Origin of the sequence: Paenibacillus naphthalenovorans, assembly GCF_900099895.1 — a bacterium.
GTDB lineage: Bacteria > Bacillota > Bacilli > Paenibacillales > NBRC-103111 > Paenibacillus_G > Paenibacillus_G naphthalenovorans.
The window spans coordinates 1-18,815 of sequence record NZ_FNDY01000005.1; the positions used below are offsets into that span (position 1 = coordinate 1).

19 protein-coding genes and 1 rRNA gene are annotated in these 18,815 nt (G+C 52.8%); 10 read left to right on the top strand and 10 right to left on the bottom strand.

Annotated elements, in window-relative coordinates:
• The 8 genes from BLT35_RS06645 to BLT35_RS28030 all read right to left on the bottom strand — a co-directional run.
• Window positions 1-190, bottom strand: a 16S ribosomal RNA gene (locus tag BLT35_RS06645); the annotation flags it as partial.
• Window positions 191-548: 358 nt separating this feature from the next.
• Window positions 549-1,610 carry a tRNA (adenosine(37)-N6)-threonylcarbamoyltransferase complex transferase subunit TsaD gene (gene tsaD, locus BLT35_RS06650; protein ID WP_083351216.1) on the bottom strand — a complete coding sequence of 354 codons (1,062 nt, stop codon included), beginning with the start codon at window positions 1,608-1,610 and terminating at the stop codon, window positions 549-551.
• A 192-nt stretch (window positions 1,611-1,802) separates the two neighbouring features.
• Window positions 1,803-2,297, bottom strand: coding sequence for a ribosomal protein S18-alanine N-acetyltransferase (rimI, locus tag BLT35_RS06655; RefSeq protein ID WP_074727350.1), 495 nt, complete (start codon window positions 2,295-2,297; stop codon window positions 1,803-1,805).
• A gap of 16 nt (window positions 2,298-2,313) precedes the next feature.
• Entirely contained in the window at window positions 2,314-3,177 is an 864-nt protein-coding gene (gene tsaB, locus BLT35_RS06660; protein ID WP_062410687.1) for a tRNA (adenosine(37)-N6)-threonylcarbamoyltransferase complex dimerization subunit type 1 TsaB, read from the bottom strand.
• Entirely contained in the window at window positions 3,174-3,647 is a 474-nt protein-coding gene (tsaE, locus tag BLT35_RS06665) for a tRNA (adenosine(37)-N6)-threonylcarbamoyltransferase complex ATPase subunit type 1 TsaE (protein WP_054819623.1), read from the bottom strand. Before tsaE ends, tsaB begins: the two co-directional genes overlap by 4 nt.
• A 20-nt stretch (window positions 3,648-3,667) precedes the next feature.
• On the bottom strand, window positions 3,668-4,705 hold the full coding sequence (thiL, locus tag BLT35_RS06670) for a thiamine-phosphate kinase (RefSeq protein WP_054819622.1): 1,038 nt from the start codon (window positions 4,703-4,705) through the stop codon (window positions 3,668-3,670).
• Window positions 4,706-4,838: 133 nt separating this feature from the next.
• A complete protein-coding gene (locus BLT35_RS06675; protein ID WP_062410685.1) occupies window positions 4,839-5,021 on the bottom strand; it encodes an H-type small acid-soluble spore protein in 183 nt (60 codons plus the stop codon).
• Window positions 5,018-5,341 (bottom strand): hypothetical protein, encoded by a 324-nt coding sequence (locus BLT35_RS28030; protein ID WP_171005959.1) that lies wholly within the window; start codon window positions 5,339-5,341, stop codon window positions 5,018-5,020. The genes BLT35_RS06675 and BLT35_RS28030 overlap by 4 nt, the downstream gene beginning before the upstream one ends.
• 70 nt (window positions 5,342-5,411) lie before the next feature.
• On the opposite strand from BLT35_RS28030, the gene ku reads away from it, so the two are divergent.
• The gene (gene ku, locus BLT35_RS06685) at window positions 5,412-6,278 is read left to right on the top strand and encodes a non-homologous end joining protein Ku (protein ID WP_074727351.1); all 867 of its coding nucleotides are present in this window, start codon (window positions 5,412-5,414) and stop codon (window positions 6,276-6,278) included.
• Between the two features lie 112 nt (window positions 6,279-6,390).
• Here ku and BLT35_RS06690 read toward each other — a convergent pair whose 3' ends face one another.
• Window positions 6,391-7,341: an ATP-dependent DNA ligase gene (locus BLT35_RS06690; protein ID WP_062411139.1), complete on the bottom strand. Its 951-nt coding sequence runs from the start codon at window positions 7,339-7,341 to the stop codon at window positions 6,391-6,393.
• A 101-nt stretch (window positions 7,342-7,442) separates the two neighbouring features.
• Here BLT35_RS06690 and ligD point away from each other — a divergent pair, with 101 nt between their 5' ends.
• A complete protein-coding gene (ligD, locus tag BLT35_RS06695; RefSeq protein WP_074727352.1) occupies window positions 7,443-8,351 on the top strand; it encodes a non-homologous end-joining DNA ligase in 909 nt (302 codons plus the stop codon).
• Between the two features lie 120 nt (window positions 8,352-8,471).
• Here ligD and cls read toward each other — a convergent pair whose 3' ends face one another.
• Window positions 8,472-9,902: a cardiolipin synthase gene (gene cls / locus BLT35_RS06700; RefSeq protein ID WP_074727353.1), complete on the bottom strand. Its 1,431-nt coding sequence runs from the start codon at window positions 9,900-9,902 to the stop codon at window positions 8,472-8,474.
• Between the two features lie 180 nt (window positions 9,903-10,082).
• Between cls and BLT35_RS06705 the strand changes: the two genes are divergently transcribed.
• The 8 genes from BLT35_RS06705 to shc all read left to right on the top strand — a co-directional run bounded on the left by BLT35_RS06705 (window position 10,083) and on the right by shc (window position 18,815).
• On the top strand, window positions 10,083-11,699 hold the full coding sequence (locus BLT35_RS06705) for a spore germination protein (protein ID WP_062410682.1): 1,617 nt from the start codon (window positions 10,083-10,085) through the stop codon (window positions 11,697-11,699).
• Window positions 11,696-12,868, top strand: a complete 1,173-nt coding sequence (locus BLT35_RS06710) for a Ger(x)C family spore germination protein (protein ID WP_074727354.1) — start codon at window positions 11,696-11,698, stop codon at window positions 12,866-12,868. Before BLT35_RS06705 ends, BLT35_RS06710 begins: the two co-directional genes overlap by 4 nt.
• On the top strand, window positions 12,865-13,098 hold the full coding sequence (locus BLT35_RS06715) for a hypothetical protein (RefSeq protein ID WP_054819618.1): 234 nt from the start codon (window positions 12,865-12,867) through the stop codon (window positions 13,096-13,098). The genes BLT35_RS06710 and BLT35_RS06715 overlap by 4 nt, the downstream gene beginning before the upstream one ends.
• 24 nt (window positions 13,099-13,122) lie before the next feature.
• Entirely contained in the window at window positions 13,123-14,538 is a 1,416-nt protein-coding gene (locus BLT35_RS06720) for a GerAB/ArcD/ProY family transporter (RefSeq protein WP_074727355.1), read from the top strand.
• A 105-nt stretch (window positions 14,539-14,643) separates the two neighbouring features.
• A complete protein-coding gene (locus BLT35_RS06725; RefSeq protein ID WP_074727356.1) occupies window positions 14,644-15,636 on the top strand; it encodes a M23 family metallopeptidase in 993 nt (330 codons plus the stop codon).
• A gap of 18 nt (window positions 15,637-15,654) precedes the next feature.
• On the top strand, window positions 15,655-16,059 hold the full coding sequence (locus tag BLT35_RS06730) for a bactofilin family protein (protein WP_074727357.1): 405 nt from the start codon (window positions 15,655-15,657) through the stop codon (window positions 16,057-16,059).
• Between the two features lie 36 nt (window positions 16,060-16,095).
• Window positions 16,096-16,848, top strand: a complete 753-nt coding sequence (locus tag BLT35_RS06735; RefSeq protein ID WP_062410677.1) for an HAD family hydrolase — start codon at window positions 16,096-16,098, stop codon at window positions 16,846-16,848.
• A 59-nt stretch (window positions 16,849-16,907) separates the two neighbouring features.
• The gene (gene shc, locus BLT35_RS06740; protein ID WP_074727358.1) at window positions 16,908-18,815 is read left to right on the top strand and encodes a squalene--hopene cyclase; all 1,908 of its coding nucleotides are present in this window, start codon (window positions 16,908-16,910) and stop codon (window positions 18,813-18,815) included.

The window sequence follows — 18,815 nt, forward strand, 5'->3', positions numbered from 1 at the left end:
AAACCACCTATCCGGTCTTAGCTACCGTTTCCGGTAGTTATCCCGGTCTTACAGGCAGGTTGCCTACGTGTTACTCACCCGTCCGCCGCTCCAGGAGGTCTCCCCTAAGGGTGCACCCCCAGCGCTCGACTTGCATGTATTAGGCACGCCGCCAGCGTTCGTCCTGAGCCAGGATCAAACTCTCCAATAAAGAAAAGCTGATTAGCTCATTATCTACTACTGGTGAGAATCTTTCGATTCTCTATCTTTACACTCACTCGTTGTTCAGTTTTCAAAGGGCAATTTCATTCTCTTAAAAGTTTCCGATAAAGCCGATCAATCTCAATTGACCTCCGGAAACAACTCTTATATATTATCACATTTCTCCTCAGCATGCAAGCATTTTTTCCAACCTTCATATTCAAGTTTCAAGTTGAATCTGTTTCAATGCCTGCCTCAGAAGCGACAAAGAGTAATATATCAAAAATGAAAATAGAAAGCAACTGTTTTATTTGTTGAAAATTTTCCATGGAGCAGTCCGATTCAACCTGCTCCATGATTATTCCGGTCTATACCGACCAGGCCTCGAGTTTTAACTGCGGTTCAGCTTTCATATCAAGCGCCGCAAACTGGCCGCGGCGGTATTTCAAGAACGCGGCGGCGCCGATCATCGCCGCATTGTCGGTGCACAAGCTAAGCGGCGGCGCGAGCAAAGGTACGCCTTCATGCCTACAGCGCGTTTCGAGCGCCGTTCTCAGACCCTTGTTGGCGGCTACCCCGCCCGCAAGCAGCAGCTGCTTTGCGCCAAACTTCCTTACGGCGCGAATGGCCTTTTCCACCAGGACGTCGATGACTGAGTCCTGGAATCCTCGCGCCACGGCCTCCGGGGCCAAAGGCTGCCCTTTCATGTTGGCCTGATTCAACACAGCCAACACAGCCGACTTCAGCCCGCTGAAGCTGAAGTCGTAAGAATCCGGCTCAAGCCATGCGCGGGGAAGCGTCACCGCTTCCGTCGCCTCATGCGCCAGACGATCAATATGAGGACCGCCGGGATACGGCAGCTTGAGTGCCCGTCCGACTTTGTCATAGGCTTCACCAACGGCATCGTCTCTGGTTTGACCGATGATGCGGAAGCTCCCCTCGGATTCCACATGCACCAGCTCTGTATGTCCTCCCGACACCACAAGAGCCATAAAAGGATATTCCAACTTGTGCACCAGCTCGTTGGCATAAATATGGCCGGCAATGTGGTGTACGCCAATAAGAGGCAGGTCGAGGGCACAAGCGAATGCTTTTGCGGCCACCACGCCAACCAGCAGCGAACCGACCAAGCCCGGGCCCTGGGTAACGGCAACGGCCGCCAACTGCTGCGGCTGCACCCCGGCCTGCGTCAGCGCCTCTTCCAGAATCCACGTGATCGATTCCACATGCTTCCGTGAAGCTACCTCCGGAACAACACCGCCGAATCTTTTATGAGTCTCCACCTGACTTGAAACCACGTTAGAAAGAATTTCCCGTCCGTCACGGACTACCGCTGCAGACGTTTCGTCGCAGCTCGTCTCCACCGCAAGAATATAAACGGGCGCCGAATCGCCTTCATTCCCATGGCTTATCATATGATCTCTATTCATATATGCAAACCTGCTTCCTGTTCCTGAATGTTAAAATCTCAGGATCGCAATTCTCATACTTCCTTAACTTCATTGGTTTTGCAGAAACGAAATTGCTCAGTGTTCCTGAATGTTAAAATCTCAGGATCGCAATTCTCATACTTCTTTACTTCATTGGCTTCGCAGAAGCGAAATTGCTCTGCCGTTATTTGCTTATACGGTTCGTTTTGGAAGATCTGCCCACATGATGATGGCATCTTCTTTATTATCCGTATAATATCCCCGGCGAACGCCTACAGACCGAAATCCCTTTTTCTCGTACAGCCGCTGGGCAATCTTGTTGGATGGGCGCACCTCAAGCGTCATCCGTACCGCCCCATAAAAGCTGGCGGTGCGCTGCATTTCCGTCAGCAATCGTTCTCCCAGCTTGCGACCCCGGTATTTTGCCCGGATCGCTATATTGGTGACATGCGCTTCTTCCATAATAAGCCACATTCCGCCGTAACCGGCGATCTCGCCGTCATGCTCAATCACAATATATTGGGCGAACTGATTGTTTGACAGCTCATTCTCAAAAGCCCCGGCGGTCCAGGGCGTAGTAAACGACTCCCGCTCGATCTCACAGATGACAGGTATGTCCTCTCGTCGCATCGCTCTGAATTGCACATCACTGTCAGGAATCGCTTCCGTTTCCTGTTTACGTTCCATAGCGGACCGTCCTCCTCTATGATCGTTGAGCGAGAAGCTTGGCTTCGGCCTCCGCCAGCTGCGTATAATTCGGAACCAACCCGTGAACATCCTCGGTTTCCCCCCGCTTCCATCGAATACGGCCGAGCTCTGCGACATGGCGGGCCCTCACGCCGTGAACCATTTCCTCCACACGCCCGGCACAGCGGGATGCAAAGGATCGAATCGGCTCCGAATGCTGCTCAAGCTCACCGGTAAAGACGATCCGGTCCGGTTGGTGTTTAGCGGCATGCAATGCCAATTCCTCCGTCCAGGCGGCCATAAGCCGGATGCCGTCCGGGACGGCACACTTCCAGCCGGAGGCACCTGCCTCGTATAAAGCCGTGAATGCCTGACCCCTGCGCGCATCAATGAGAGGAATGAGCCATACTGTTTCGCGAGCTCTCTCCGTCTCTTTCAGAACGCGGTCCAGTGCGCCTAATTCACCGTCACGGACTTCCGACATTTCCCCGGTCATACCAAACGATGCTCCGGTCACAGCCGTTTCCGCCCCTCCGAGCGCCATGGCTTCCAATGTGGATACGCCAAACAGCGACAGTTTATGCGTCCATGCAAACGTCTTTGCTGCCGTTACTCCTATACGTACTCCCGTATACGATCCGGGGCCGACGCCTATGGCAAACCCGTTAAGCTCCGCCGGCTTGACGTCCACCTCCGTCATAAGACGCTTCATCGCGGGAATCAGGTGCAGCGAATGGTTTCTTTCCGCTTTCGACGTCATCTCTCCCAGCAGCTTGTCTTCCCGGGTGAGCGCAATCGTCATGGATGCCGTTGACGTATCCACGGAAAGCATCAGGCCGCCGTGCCGGCCGGTTTGATCCGTTCCCGTTCCAGTTATCATAAGTATCCGTTCTCCTTCAGTTTCAGGCACCATTCTTCGTAAGGTTCGCCATAGGGAATCAATTGGAAGCGCCGTCCTTGCTCACCATCATGCTCGATCCGCACAGCCAGCCGCTCGGGCGGCAGCAGGTCCTCGATAATGGACGCCCATTCAATCAAAGTCACGCCCTGACCGTAAAAATATTCGTCCAATCCAAGTTCGTCCGCCTCTTCGGCAGATAAGCGGTACACATCCATATGGTAAAAAGGAAACCGTTCTCCTTCATATTCTTTGATGATCGTAAAGGTAGGGCTGTTTACGATCTCCTTCACCCCGATCGCCTTCGCAACCGACTGGGAGAACGTGGTTTTACCGGCGCCCAGTTCCCCGTCCAGCGTCAGCACGGTGCCGGGAATAAACAACGAGGCTAAGCGTTCTGCCAGCCGAGACGTGTCCCCCACACTGCGTGACCTGTATTCATATAAGGGCATTCTTCCATTCCTCCGTCTTTTTAACTGCCAAAATGATTGTAACCCCGCTTGCCGAGGGGCAGCGCACCGCCGCTGCTTCGCACAAGCCGAACGCCTTGATGCTCGGCATTCACACAGCCAATCAGATAAAGCGGGAGCCCCGCCGTCTTAAAAGCGGCCTGCAGCTCCATGGCATGCTCGGCAGGCACCGTTCCAACCAATTGATAGTCTTCTCCGCCGTACAGGATATAATCTAACGGATCCCTGTTTACCCGCGCGGCATACGAAAGCAGCTCCTCCGCCACTGGGATTTGATCCTCATTCAGATCGATACCGACCCCGGAAGCTTCGGCAATCTCCCAGGCTTCGCTGGCAAGCCCGTCGCTCACGTCATTCAGCGCATGACGAAACCCCGACTGACGAAGCAGCTCTCCGGCTTGCACCTGGGGCTCTGGCCGGCAGTGCGCTTGTATCAGCGGCCGGTACATTTCCATCTCGGGTACAGTATCCCAAACATCCGATGGCTGCGCAAGCCCGAGCAGGTACTCCAATCCCGCCGCGGAGCGGCCCAATAGCCCGGTGGCAAAGACAACGTCGCCCGACCGCGCCGCAGAACGCAGCAGCGCTTTGTCCGCTTCGGTTTCACCGATAACCGTAACCGTCAAGGTAATGCCTCCGGCGCTTGCCGTCGTATCGCCGCCTACGATCGCAACGCCATAGCGGGAGGCGCAGTCATACAATCCCTCGTACATCGCGCGAACCCGCTCTACCGGCGCATCCCTCGGAAGGCTGAGTGCGACCAGCGCAAACCGCGGCGTCCCGCCCATGGCGGCAATATCGCTTACGGACGATGCCATAGCCTTGTATCCGACGTCCGTATCCCGCATGGTCACACGCTTAAAATGGATTTCTTCCGTCATCGTATCGCAAGTCAGTATCAAACGGCTTCCATGCGGGACATGCACAACGGCCGCATCGTCTCCGATTCCCGTTTCCACGCCCTTTGACTTTTGAAAAGCAGTCGATTGCTTGCCGCCGGTCAGCAGCCGAATCAAGGCAAATTCCTCGATCGAGCTCAATGCTATCCGCCTCCGCTAATGTTTTGACCACTATTATAGCCCTACCGCCTTTTTGTAGCAACAAAAAAGCTTCCCCTTTGCCTTCCTGCCCCCGAAATGGCGGCAGACGCTCAGGGAAAGCTCTTGCTTTGCTTTACTTTACTTCCTCAAGTTCCTCAACCGGAACCACACGGGTATCGGCCGGTTGGTGCTCCGCGTGAACCTTGGCGGTTTTCTCCTCCGCATCGATGCTATCGATCCATACGGATACGCCGTTCAGCTCCACGTCGATTTTCTCATCTGCATTCAAAATCTGCTGCGCGCGGGCCAGATTCATTGTTCATCACCGCCGTTTAGCACCGACTCCGGATAATCCATCGTATCGGTCGTACTCTCCTCGATCAGTCCGTTATGTATACTGACCGTACCGCCTCCCAAGCCTTCGTTTATCATGCGGTCGATATCCATAAAGCTGGTATCCCGGCCTTCATTCGACGTATCCGCAGTATTGTTCCCGCCTGACGTATTGGCTTCCGTCAACGTTGTTCCCTCCTTGATCTGAAGATGAGACCGGCTCCATTTTCCCTGAACGCCGCCGTCTCCTGTTAGGATGTCCCAACCGCACGGAACTCCATACAACGAGGAATAAAACTTCATGAATCCCGCTTCCGATGTGCATACTAACGGAAAAAGGAGGGCTTTTGTAAGCCCTGGGAGGTAACCCGTCATGCATACAGTCTGGAAAGGAGCCATCAGCTTCGGCTTGGTCCACGTACCGGTAAAAATGTTTTCCGCCACCGAGGACAAGGATATCTCTATGCGGATGATTCATAAGGAATGCAGCACCCCGCTCAACTTCGTGCGCAAATGCCAGCATTGCGAACGTGAGGTCGAGTGGTCTGAGATTGTCAGAGGCTATGAATATGAACCTGGTTCCTTCGTGCTTTTTGACAAGGATGAGCTCGAAAGTTTAGGGGGCGAAGCGACGAAGGAAATTAAAATTCTCGATTTTGTCGATCTCTCCGACATTGACCCTATTTATTTTCAGAAGACGTATTATCTTTCACCTAATGAAACCGGCGCCGGGGCCTATAATCTGCTGCTGGAAGCCATGAAACAAACGGGTAAAATCGGCATCGCCAAGGTGTCGATTCGTTCCAAGAGCAGCCTCGCCGCCATCCGCATCATCGACCGCTGTATTGCGATGGAGACGATTTTTTACCCCGATGAAATCCGCTCTGTCGATCAGGTGCCGGGGCTGCCGGAGCAAATCAACGTGAACGACAAAGAGCTCGAAATGGCCAAGATGCTGATAAACCAGCTCTCGACGGAATTCGAGCCTGAAAAGTATAAGGATGATTATCGTGCTGCCGTAATGCAGGCCATCGAACAAAAAATTTCCGGACAACAGATCCGTGTGGCGCCGGAACAGCGTAAAACCAACGTTATCGACCTGATGGCGGCGCTTCAGGCCAGCTTGGAAGCAGTGAAGCCGGTAACGCCCGATCCTGCGGCTGCAGCGGCGGATAAGCCCAAAGCAGCAGGCAAAAAAGGAAAAGCAAAGACGAAGGCGAAGGAAACGGTCGGCTCCTGATCGGTCATTCATACAGGTTACCTGTCGGAATCCAAACGCGGCGGGTAACCTTTTTGATGCACAAATTGGCTTGATCCCCTTCATGAACGGGCGAAGCGGCAATACTATGCCGTCATAACACTCCGTCAAACACACATTCCCGAGGAGGCACATCGATAAAAGCCTGAATGGAAGGCTGCCGCAAGGTGCGCCCCTCCTGCCATCGCCATTCCGTATACTGAAGCTTGACCACAAGCTTGGGCTCGACCCAATAAGCCCCTTTCATTTCCGGATGCTCATTGTCGAAGGGCTTGTCTCGGATGGTCGCCGGTTTCAGCTTGGCCGTTAACTCGACCCATTCTGATTTTTTCAGCTTGCCGGTTCCGACATGGCCGATATACCATAACTTCCCTTCCGCGGTATAGACTCCGACAAGTACCGCATTCACAATGCCTCCGTTTAGCGTATAGCCCCCGACGACCGCTGCGATATCCCCGTAATTTTTGACTTTAACCCATCGCCTGTCTTTCCCGTTAATGCTGTACGTACTGTGAAGCTCCTTGCTGACGATTCCCTCCAGGCCCTGCTGCCGCGTCATTTGAAATAAAGCTGCTCCGTCATCATACGAAGGAACAATCTGAATGACAGGGCCCGGAATAATCGTTTGGTTCAGCAGCTCCAACCGGGCGCTGAGCGGCTTGTTCAATACCCATTGGCCGTCATAATACAGCAGATCGAAGAGCATGTAAGCAACGGGCACCTGCCTCATCGCCTGTGGAACCCTGTCCAGCTTGCGGATGCCGTCCCGCTTCATGACCTCATGAAACGAGGGCTTCCCGTCCTTGCCCAGCGCTATAATTTCGCCGTCAAGAATAACGGAATCGGCCCGGCAATACTTTTGTACTTCCGTAAGCTCAGGGTATTGGAACGTTCTTTCATTCAATTTGCGGTTAAATAAACGGCACTGCCGGCCGTCGTAATAAGTCAACATACGGACGCCATCCCATTTGACCTGGTGAATCCAACGGTCCTCTGAAGGCACTAAGCTTTCGGACACCGGTTCGAAGGGAATGACGGGCTTCATCGGACACATTCCGGTCACCGCCTGCCTTTCTTCAAGGGATACGATTCCCCATTCGGCGAAAAGCTATGAATAGCACTTAGAAAAGGAAGTGAAGCTGTCCAATGGCTGTGACCACTAAACATAAGAAAACGAAGGGCGCCTTGAGGGTTGATGGTCATGAACTGACGATCACAAATCCCGATAAGCCGTTATGGCCTGAGAAGGGGATCACCAAAGCGATGTATTTGGAGAAGCTGGCCCAGCTTTCACCCTACTTGCTGACTTACTGCAAAAACCGTTATTTGACGACGATCCGGTTTCCTCATGGCTGGAACGATAAATCGTTTTACCAGAAAAATGCGCCGGAGCCCACGCCCGATTTTGTGAAAACAGCTGTGCTTGAGTCGATTAATTACGTTCACCTCGACTCTCTGCCTACGCTGTTGTGGTTGGGAAATTTGGCCTGTCTGGAGTTTCATCCCTCCTTCCATCGGATCGGGGAGACGCTTCCGGTCGAATGGTTGATCGACATCGACCCGAGTGTCGACCCGGAGCCGCGCATCATGGAGGCTGCGGAAATCATCGGAGAGATCCTTGAGGGCATGAAGATCAAGTCCGTGCCCAAGACATCCGGTGCAACCGGCGTACAAATTTATGTTCCGATTCCGGCTGACCGCGGGTATACCTTCGAAGAGCTGCGTGGTATCGGGCAGTTCGTCGCCTCCTATGCGGTACAAAAGCACCCGAAGCTGTTTACGGTGGAGCGGCTGAAGAAAGACCGCGGCACTTTAATTTATATCGACTATTTGCAGCATTGGTACGGCAAAACGCTCTCCGCTCCCTATACGCCCCGTGCCCGCAAGGATGCCACGGTATCGACGCCGCTGACCTGGGAGGAAGTGTCTTTGCGCTGCGATCCGCGCGACTTTCACCTGCTCAACATCATCGAACGCCTGCAGCAAAAAGGAGACCTGATTGCTCAGCTCCCTCCGCAAAATCTCGATCATGTACTGTCGTTCATCAGGAAATAACATTCAGGATACAGGTTCCGCCTCGGACCTTGCGCGTTAACTCCTGAATGACCTGCAGCGGAGCGAGGGGATTCGTGTTCGTAAGGGGCCGCGGATACCATCCATATCCTGCAGGAAGCTTTAATACAGCGGAGATAAAATGCGCCCCATAACCTCCTTGATTTTCTGCCATCGGGACCGTTTTTCGAACGCTTCCAGCTTGATCTCGCGGCAATCCTTCAAATCATGCAGGAAATCACTTTCCAACCGATGCAGCGTCTCCCTATCGTACACTACGGCGTTCAGTTCAAAATTGCTGTAAAAGCTGCGCATGTCCACATTCGCCGTTCCAACGGTCCCCAGCAGATTGTCGATCAGCATCACCTTGGCGTGAATAAACCCTTTTTGGTAGGCATAAAACCGGACTCCCGCCTGCAGCAATTCCTCAAAGTAAGACATGGATGCATAATTTACAATGCTTGAATCCGACTTCTGCGGGAAAATAATACGCACATCGACACCGCTGATTGCCGCCGTTTTGAGTCCCATGCAGATGCTGGCGTCCGGGATAAAATAAGGCGTTGTTATATAGAGTCGTTTCTTTGCCGCCGTAATGGCTCCGAAGTAAATTTCCAGGATTGCATCCCAGTGCGCATCAGGTCCGCTGTCTATGATCTGCGCCGGCTTCCGGCCGCGGCACTCATGTTCGGGAAACAGGCTGGTGTCCGTAAGGCGGTTACCGCTGACAAACAGCCAATCGACCAAAAACGTATGCTGCAGGGAATACACCACGTCGCCCTCCAGCTTCAAATGCGTATCCCGCCAAAAACCGAGCTTCGGATTCCCGCCCAAATATTCATCTCCGATGTTGATGCCGCCGACAAACCCCTTTAGCCCGTCCACCACCACGATTTTACGATGATTCCGGTAATTGATCCGCTGATTGAAAAAAGCGATCATGATGGGCAGAAAAAAATAGACTTCACAACCGGCCTGCTTCAGCTCATCTGTAAACTTGCTGCTCAATTGATAGCTGCCGATCCCGTCAAAAATACAACGAACCTTCACGCCTTCCCGCGCCTTACGGATCAATACATCTTGAAATTGCTTCCCCACTCCGTCATCGCGGATCGTATAAAATTCAAAATGGATGTGATCCTTCGCCTGCTCCATCGCCTCGAGCATGGCAGGGTATGCCTCACTGGCATTCGTCAGCACTTCGATCTCATTGCGGTAGGTAACTTGTGAACCGGGAATATTGTTGAGCAGGGCGAATAGCCTTTGTTCGTGCCGCCAGTTTTTAAATTGATTGTCATCCCACTCGGGATCCGATGCCTTTAGTTTTGACCCCACAAGACGAATATCGCTTCTTGCAGACAGCCCTCTGCGCCGCACCTTTCTTCTGCGGTTGTATTCTTTGGCCAGAAAATAGTACATAACACAACCGACGACCGGAATAATAAACAGAATAAAAAGCCAGGCCATGGCTTTGGGCGGATGCCGGAACTCTCCGATGAGAATGGTCAATATCTGCAGAATGAATAATAACAACGCTATAACGAGCCACAGCACCGCTAGCCTTCCCCCTTTAACTGGTGTCTATCATTTACATATGCGCAAGGACCTATTCCCCCTGATTGTAACAAGATGAATCAAGATTGTCATAATTTTTCGCAATTGGAGAAAAATATACCGAACATGCTCCGGCAAAGCTTGGATTTGACCTAGTGGGCGAAGGAGGTCGTCAGGATCATGACGGGAATCAACCGCAAGAAACAAAAGGAAGATGAAGAAAGCCTGCTGCAAAAACGGAATTACCGCTTTATCGACGAGCTCCGTTCGGTACCGGTTTTCCTTAGTCTGGAGGAGAATAAAAATTATTTGAAAGAGCTGTTCAAGGACAGCTCCGATTTTGTCATTCGCGAATTTAGGCTGGAGCAAAGCCAGGATGCCATCCTGTTCTTTGTCGATGGTTTAACCAATACGGAGCTCGTCAATGAAGCGATGAAGACGCTTATGATTCTGGAGGGCGGAGAGCAGCTTATCGATAACATATCGGAATCGGTGCTCCCCGTTTCGCAAATCCAGAAAGCGAACAATTATGCGGATCTCCTGCTCTCGGTGCTGGGCGGGGATACGGGGCTGATCGTCGATCGAAACAACAAAGCTTTAATGCTTGGGATTCGGGGCATGGAAAAGCGTTCGATCAATGAACCGGATACGGAGACCGTTATCCGGGGACCAAGGGAAGGCTTCGTTGAAAATATACGAACCAACACCTCTATGATTCGCCGCAAGCTGAAAACGCCGCACCTCAAAATGAAGCCCTTGACCATCGGCCGCGAAAGCAACACCAGCGTAATCATCACTTATTTAGAAGACCTTGCAGATCCCAAAATCGTAGAAGAGGTCATCGGACGATTGGAGAAAATCAATATTGACGCCGTCCTGGAGACGGGTTATCTCGAGGAGTTTATTCAGGACTCGGCCTATTCTCCGTTTCCGCAGGTGCAGTACACGGAAAGACCGGACATGGTAGCGGCGGCTCTGCTCCAAGGCCGGATAGGCATCATGGTGGACGGCACACCGTTTGTTCTTATCGTTCCCTTTGTGTTCACGGAAATTATGCAGGCCAGCGAGGACTACTACGAAAGGTTTCAGATCGCCACGCTAATCAGATGGCTGCGCTATTTTTTCATGGTGCTCTCCCTGCTCACCCCTGGCCTATACGTCGCCATCACCACTTTCCATCAAGACTTGCTGCCGACGACGCTGCTGCTTTCGGTAGCCGCTGCCCGCGAATCGATTCCTTTCCCGGCTGTAGTTGAAGCCTTCATCATGGAGGTCACCTTCGAGGCTTTGCGGGAAGCGGGCATCCGTTTGCCGAAGGCGGTCGGCTCTGCCGTCAGCATTTTGGGCGCGTTGGTTGTCGGTCAAGCCGCAGTGGAAGCGGGAATCGTTTCCGCTCCAATGGTTATCGTCGTTTCCCTTACGGGCATCGCCTCTTTCACGATCCCGCGGTTTAACGGAGCGATCGCCATCCGGATGCTGCGGTTTCCGATCATTGTTGCCGCCGCGCTGCTCGGAATGTACGGCATCTTGATATCGATCCTGCTCATCATCGGGCACATGGCAAGCTTGCGATCCTTCGGAATTCCTTACTTGTCGCCCTTTGGCCCGTTGTCATCGAGCGACCTGAAGGACGTGATCATCCGATCCCCTTGGTGGCTGATGAGGACACGGCCGACTTATATCCCTCTGCAGGATGAAAAAAGAATGGGAGAATCGCTGTCACAGGAAATCATGGAACAATCCGGTCAGAAAGGAAAAAAAATTAAACATGAGTCTTCAGAGGTGAAAAAGGAATGAGACCTGCGCTAACCCGCCTGCCGCTCCTTATGCTCATCCTGGTCTCCCTTACGGGCTGCTGGGATCGGACGGAAATCAACGACCTGGCTTTTATCCTCACCACGGCGGTGGATCTGGAAGAAGACGGCTCGATTCGTTACAGCGTGCTTCTGCCGCTCCCCGGGTCTATGGGCGGTCCTACCGGGGGAGGAGGAGGTACGGCCGGCAATACAACGTACTACATCGATTCGGCGGTCGGAGATACAATCAGAAGCGCACAAGCGAAGCTGCAGAAAAGAATGTCCAGACGGATGTTCCTTGCTCACCGCAGAACGCTGGTGGTGGGAGAAGAATATGCCAAGAAAGGGATCCGGGAGATTTTTGACGCTACGGCACGTACGGCGGAAAGCCGGATGTCCACTTTTTTAATCGTCTCTAAAGGGAAGGCATATGACCTTCTGCAAGCGAACCCGCAGTTTGAAAGATTTCCATCCGAGGCAATCCGGGAGCTTGTGAAAGCAAGAACGGTGATGAATATAAACATCAAGGATATTGCTTTATCTCTCAGTACCATCGGCAGCGATCCGGTGGTTGTATATGTCGGAGTAAAAGAATCCGAGAAAGGCCCCAAGCCATCGAAGGAAATCGAGGTTCTCGGCTACGCCCAATTCCGGAAAGACAAGATGGTCGGGATCTTTGAAGGCCGCACCGCTCTGGGACTGGCGCTCCTGAAGAACGAACCGGTTACATTGAAAATCACGGTTCCTATAGAAAAGAACAAGCTCATTACCGCAAGCATCTATGAGCCCCGCAGCAAAATCCAGCCCAAGCTGGCAGGCGGCAAGCTCGCTTATGACATATACATTGACTCGAAATCCAAGGTTATTGAAAGCAGCGATTACTACGATCTTAGTCAAATAAACAAAATCAAGAAGCTGGAGCAAAGGATTGGCTCCTATATGAAAAGCTCTGTTGAAGAAACGTTAAAAAAAATGGCGAATAAAGAAACGGACTCCATCAGCTTGGGGACACGCTTGTGGATCGCTTATCCCCGGTTATGGAAAGAAACCTACGAGAAAGCCTGGCCGCAAGGGTTCAAAGACGCCGATTTCAATGTTCACATAGAAAACACGCTTTCGGAGACCGGTTTGATTTATGAGAATGTGACGAAGGCGGGGAACGGATATTGAATACGCAATTTTTGATCGGGTTTGCGCTGCTGATGCTTCTCCATATCTTCCTTGACATCAAACACTGGGCGCAGCAGCCCAATGATGTGAAGCGGTTGTATATTTTACTCTACGCCGTTGCGTTGGGTCTCTTCGTTTCCATAACGCTGGGCTACAAACCGCCGATGCCGACACATTATTTGGTTGAGAAGGTATCGCCTTGGATCTTCTCCATTATTCATCCGCAGTGATGAACCAAAGGAAGGAACCGGACAATGAAATCTATACAAATCATTAATGGACGTCAAGCAGCTTGGTTGCTCGGATCATTATTAACCGGAGGCGGTCTGCTCAGCCTTCAGCATGAGCTGATCCGGACCTCGCATATGGACGCCTGGTTTACGTATTTGTTCCCTGCACTGTATGTTCTGGTGTTTGGGTACGTATTGGTGCAGCTTAGCATGAGGTTTCCCAATATGCATTTGTTCGAGATCATTTTCGCGCTGTTCGGCAGGATCATCGGCACCGTCGTTAACCTGCTGCTTGTCGTGCACCTCTGGGTGATCCTCATGCGGGATTTGCTGTCATCCGGCAAATTTATAGGGACGATCTTGCTTCCCCAAACCCCGGAAGAAATTATCGTCTTGCTGTTTATGATTTTGCTGATGTTCTACGGACGCACCAGCGTGGAAGTGATCGCAAGAGTGAACGATTTGTTTTTCCCGATTTTTTTCCTGTTGGTGCTTCTGCTGCCGTTCATGCTGTCCAACGAGCTGGACCTGGAATTGCTGCAACCCATTTTGACGGTTCCAGCGATCCGTTTTTGGTACTCCAATATTCTGGGCATCGGTTGGTTCGGCGATGTCTTTGTCATCGGCGCTTTTATGCACACGATGTGGAGCATCAAGCAATTCCGGTCCAGTATTCGACATGGGACCCTGATGGCCGTTCTGCTGCTGACGATCTTCCAATTTCTGCAAGTGATCGTTTTTGGACCGAACCTTCCCGGCAACATGATTTATCCGAGCTACAGCCTGGTGCAGCAAATTCATATTACGGACTTTCTCGACAGGGTCGACTTGTTTATCTTAAGCATCTGGTTTCCGGTGACGGCCTGCAAGGTGATCCTGATTTATCTGGCCTTTTTAACCGGGGTGACCAGCCTGCTGAAGAAGAGAGATTATACGCTTCTGAACTCGCCGCTAAGTCTCGTTCTGCTCATGACGACACTTCTCGCCTTCAAAAATACGACCGAGGTGTTCAGCTTTGGCAATTACTGCTCACCCGTCCTTGTGCTGGCCTACCAGCCTGTGCTGTTGATCGCCCTCTGGTTGCGGATGAGACGTTTTCCCATACGCAGCACAGAAAAGAACCGTCACGGCCCGGATAAGGACAGCGCGCAGCAAAAGTCCGGACAGCCTCAGGACAAGCGGGATCGCCCCCCGGGCAAGCATATGCAGAACCGGTTGGCTCATATCCCCCTTCAATCCTGGGTACGGATAGGGAACCTGTTGATTTTTCTTTGTTTCGGATTTGTTATCTTAGGTCTTTCCGTCAGCCGGGATTACTCTTTCGCAGGCATGATCTGCGCGACCGGCTATTGGATCTGTTTAATCGGGATGGTCCTGACCTCGCATATGGAGATGAACTATGTTTCTAAATACTCGGCAAAGGAGGCACCCGATTCTTAAAGTCATCCAGATACCATCCCCATGCCGATGCAAGGCCGCCCGTTCCGTTACATTCCTCCGGACGGTATGAAACAATGACAAGAGCAAAAACTGAAAGGAGTCTTTATGAATTTCAAGTGGTTTCAAAACAAGCTGACGTTCGTTATGATACCCGAAGCGAATGAAAGCGTAATTCGGGTCAAGCTGTCCCGCGGTACTCTATGGGGTACTACCGCAGCTGTAGTGCTCCTGGTTGTCACGGCCAGTTGGATCTACCTGCACCATTTGCATACCGCCGCTTCCATGTATATGCAAAAAGCTGCGCTGCACGGCAAAACAATAGCACTTGAGCAGGATTTGCAGAATAAAAACGCAGCCATCGAGCAGCTGCACAATGACATTTTCGCCCTCTCCAAGCAGGCCGCGGAAATCCATCACAAAATGGAAGAAATGAAGCGCCTTGAGCAGGATTTGCAAAAGCTCGCGGCCGATGCGGCCGGAAGCGGCGGAGCGGCCGTTACCTCAGCAGAGCCGGGGGCGGATTCCTCTGCCGCCTACCATGGACTAGGGGGGCCGGAATGGCCCGTATCTACCGCTGAAATCAGGAAGCTTGCAAGCGCCACCGGAGCTGCCTATTCAGCGCTGCAAACGGAGATGGATAAGCTGCATACCCGTTTTTCCCATTCGAAGCAGCTGCTGCAGGCAAAGCTGGAATACCAGAGGCGCACGCCCGACATATGGCCTACGCTTTCGAGAATTGTGACCTCGCCATACGGGTACAGGAAAGACCCGTTCACGAAGAAGCTCAGCTTTCACCGCGGAATCGATATCGCTGGCCAACTGGGCGATCCCGTATATGCCGCGGCCGAAGGTATCGTGGATTCCGTGGGTTACGACAAGCTGCACGGCCACAATATTATCGTAGAGCATACCCAAGGGCTTCGTACCTGGTATATGCATTTAAACAGCGCCGATGTGCGCAAGGGGGTAGCTGTCGATAAAGGCCAAACCATTGGCAAGCTGGGGACGACAGGACGCAGTACAGGCCCCCATTTGCACTATGAGGTGCTGATGGGGGATAAGAGCGCCGACCCGCTGCCTTACCTGCCCTCTTCATGATAGAAAGGAGAAGCGTTTATGCGGATTCGTTTATTCAGTAAAGGCGGCTCTTCCCGCAAATCGGGCGGTGAAGTTTCGTTAATCGGAGCGGAAAGCGTATTCGAAGGCGCTTGGCGCTCAGAGGCGGATATTCGTATTGAAGGGGAATTCAAAGGAGTGCTTCAAACGACAGGAGAAGTCGCCGTCGGAGAGAAGGGCAAAGTCCGCTCCACCGCGCTTCGGGCCCGCGATGTAGTTGTCGCCGGGCATTTGGAGGGTCAGGTGCAGGCGGCCGGCATTGTTCGCATCACCTCTACCGGCCGCCTCCTCGGCACGGTGCAGGCGGCCTCGCTGATTATCGAACAGGGCGCTGTTTTCCAAGGCCACAGCGAAATGTGCGAGTCCATGCAGGAGGATGTGACGATCGCTATCGCCATGCTATAATGATTAGAAAGCTAATAGAGAGAGTAGGAGTAGCTTATGAGTAAACAGACGATACTGTTTGATATGGACGATACGCTCATTTATTGCAATAAATTTTTCGATTCGGTGATCGACCGGTTTGCTGATCAGATGAAGACCTGGTTTCAAGGATATCCGTTATCCGTGGAGGAATTGAAGAGGAAACAGGCTCAAATCGATCTGGAGCGGGTAATGTTAAACGGATTTTCGCCGGACCATTTTCCCCAGTCGTTCGTGGATACTTACGAATATTACTCGGAGTTGACGGGACGCCCCAAGAGCCAGGAGGAAATCGGGCGTTTACTTGCACTTGGCTCTTCCGTTTACAGTCACAGCATTGAGCCCTACGCCCATATGGAAGAAACGCTGAATGAGCTCCAGGAAAACGGGCACACTCTCCACCTGTACACGGGGGGCGATCCGGCGATTCAGATGCGCAAAGTGACGGAGGCCGGTCTTGACCGTTATTTTGGCGACCGGATTCATATTACCCGACACAAGAATGCCGAATTTCTGAACGGATTGATCCGGGGATACGGATTGGACCGCAGGAACACTTGGATGATCGGCAATTCCTTGCGCACCGATATTCTGCCTGCACTGAAGAATGGGATTCACGCCATATTCATGCCTGCGGAGCGGGAGTGGGCGTATAATCAGGTGGAGGTAGACGTCAAGCCGTCCGGAGCTTATTTTACCTTGACATCATTAAACCAAATTCCGAAAACGATCCACGGGTACACGCTCTCGAAGTATGCATCGGGCTCTTAAGTACTTTGAATGATTCCCCGTTCTCTCCCATACAATAATAGGGGAGAGGAGATGGGCGAATGAATCGGAATACCGGAACGGTTGAAGCCGCCATGAATCGTTTGGCAGAGGGATTGCTGGAGCGGCAATCCCCGGACGGATCATGGCGTTTTTGCTTTGAGAGCGGAATATTGACCGATGCCTATATGATCATTATCTTAAGGTTATTAAAGCTCGGCGACGAGCGTCTTATACGGCGTTTGGCTTCCCGGATACTGGACAAACAAAGGCCCGGGGGATCGTGGACATGGTACCATGACGACGATGAGGGGCATTTGTCGGCTACGGTGGAGGCCTATTACGCGCTTCTGTACTCAGGTACAGTCGATCAAACGGATGAGGCTCTACAGAAAGCCAAACGTTTTATTATAGCCAAAGGCGGGCTTCACAACGTCAGCGGATTGCTTACCAAAGTGATATTGGCTGTCACCGGACAGGTTCCCTGGCCCCGTTTCCGCCAAATCCCGATTGAAATGATGCTGCTCCCTTCTTCCCTTCCGATCAGCTTCCATGATTTATCCAGCTATGCTAGGGTACACCTTGCCCCCGTTCTGATCCTCGCCGACCTCAAATTTGTAATACGAACCGAGGCAACGCCCGACCTGTCCGAGCTGTTGACGGCTGACCCGGATCCGGCGCTGCGAGAGCATGAGCAGGAGTCGCGGTGGTTTCCCTTCGCCGAACAAATCAAAGCGGGCATCCAGAAGCTCGCACTGCTCCCCGAAGAGCTTCATCAGCAGGCCTTGCGGCGAGCGGAATCCTACATGCTGGATCGGATTGAGCCGAACGGGACCCTGTACAGCTATGCCTCCAGCACTTTTTTGATGATCTATGCCTTGCTCGCGCTTCGATACGATGCTAATCATCCCGTCATCCGCAATGCCCTCCAGGGCTTGAAATCGTTGGCCGGTGAGACGGACGGACAGCAGCATATCCAGAATTCCTCTTCAACGGTTTGGGATACCGCGTTGATCAGCCACGCTCTGCAGGCAGCCGGTTACTCCGCAGAGCACCCGGCTATAGCGCGGGCGGACGCATACCTGCTCTCCCGCCAGCACACAAAGCTCGGTGACTGGAGCCTGGGATTGGATCATCCGCTGCCGGGCGGCTGGGGTTTTTCCGATGTGAACACGATCATACCGGATGTGGATGATACGACCGCAGCGCTGAGGGCTTTGCGCGCAACCCCCGCCCGCTTTGGCCCGCAGTTTCGGGAGGCGCGGGATCGCGGCCTGCACTGGGTGCTGTCCATGCAAAACAGGGACGGCGGCTGGCCCGCTTTCGAGAAGGGCAAGGACTCTGCCCTTCTTACCCGGCTTCTGCCCGTCGACGGCGCCGAAGCAGCGGCCATCGATCCGTCCAGCGCCGACCTTACAGGACGCACGCTGGAATATCTGGGCAGTGAAGCGGGATTCGATATCGCTCATCCATTCGTTCGCCGCGGCGCTGACTGGCTGATCCGGCATCAGAAGCCGGATGGCTCCTGGTACGGCCGCTGGGGGATCTGCTATATATACGGGACATGGGCCGCTATAACCGGACTTATGGCCGTCAGAGCGCCGAAGCAGCATGTCACTGTCCTGAAAGCGGTGCAATGGCTGGACTCGATCCAAAATCCCGATGGCGGCTGGGGCGAATCGTGCCGCAGCGACCAGGTGAAAGCCTATGTCCCGCTGCATGCCAGCACCCCTTCGCAAACGGCTTGGGCGCTTGATGCGCTCGTGGCCGTCCATCAGGTACCTGCCGATTCCATCCAAAAAGGAATCCTGACTTTGTCTGAAATGGTATTGCATGACAATGCCGGATGGACTGCCGAATACCCGACGGGCGCAGGACTGCCCGGTAATTTTTATACCCGCTACCACAGCTACAATTTCATTTGGCCCTTACTGACCCTCGCAAATTACAAAAAGAAGTATGGCGGGTGA

Excerpts from the sequence above, each read along its gene's own strand:
- tsaE (WP_054819623.1), bottom strand. The coding sequence starts at position 3,647 with ATGCCCTTATATGAATACAGGTCACGCAGTGTGGGGGACACGTCTCGG.
- BLT35_RS06705 (WP_062410682.1), top strand. The coding sequence starts at position 10,083 with ATGACGGGAATCAACCGCAAGAAACAAAAGGAAGATGAAGAAAGCCTG.
- BLT35_RS06690 (WP_062411139.1), bottom strand. The coding sequence starts at position 7,341 with ATGAAGCCCGTCATTCCCTTCGAACCGGTGTCCGAAAGCTTAGTGCCT.
- ku (WP_074727351.1), top strand. The coding sequence starts at position 5,412 with ATGCATACAGTCTGGAAAGGAGCCATCAGCTTCGGCTTGGTCCACGTA.
- ligD (WP_074727352.1), top strand. The coding sequence starts at position 7,443 with ATGGCTGTGACCACTAAACATAAGAAAACGAAGGGCGCCTTGAGGGTT.
- BLT35_RS28030 (WP_171005959.1), bottom strand. The coding sequence starts at position 5,341 with ATGAAGTTTTATTCCTCGTTGTATGGAGTTCCGTGCGGTTGGGACATC.
- rimI (WP_074727350.1), bottom strand. The coding sequence starts at position 2,297 with ATGGAACGTAAACAGGAAACGGAAGCGATTCCTGACAGTGATGTGCAA.
- tsaB (WP_062410687.1), bottom strand. The coding sequence starts at position 3,177 with ATGATAACTGGAACGGGAACGGATCAAACCGGCCGGCACGGCGGCCTG.
- BLT35_RS06730 (WP_074727357.1), top strand. The coding sequence starts at position 15,655 with ATGCGGATTCGTTTATTCAGTAAAGGCGGCTCTTCCCGCAAATCGGGC.
- BLT35_RS06725 (WP_074727356.1), top strand. The coding sequence starts at position 14,644 with ATGAATTTCAAGTGGTTTCAAAACAAGCTGACGTTCGTTATGATACCC.
- BLT35_RS06735 (WP_062410677.1), top strand. The coding sequence starts at position 16,096 with ATGAGTAAACAGACGATACTGTTTGATATGGACGATACGCTCATTTAT.
- shc (WP_074727358.1), top strand. The coding sequence starts at position 16,908 with ATGAATCGGAATACCGGAACGGTTGAAGCCGCCATGAATCGTTTGGCA.
- BLT35_RS06675 (WP_062410685.1), bottom strand. The coding sequence starts at position 5,021 with ATGAATCTGGCCCGCGCGCAGCAGATTTTGAATGCAGATGAGAAAATC.
- BLT35_RS06710 (WP_074727354.1), top strand. The coding sequence starts at position 11,696 with ATGAGACCTGCGCTAACCCGCCTGCCGCTCCTTATGCTCATCCTGGTC.
- BLT35_RS06720 (WP_074727355.1), top strand. The coding sequence starts at position 13,123 with ATGAAATCTATACAAATCATTAATGGACGTCAAGCAGCTTGGTTGCTC.
- tsaD (WP_083351216.1), bottom strand. The coding sequence starts at position 1,610 with ATGAATAGAGATCATATGATAAGCCATGGGAATGAAGGCGATTCGGCG.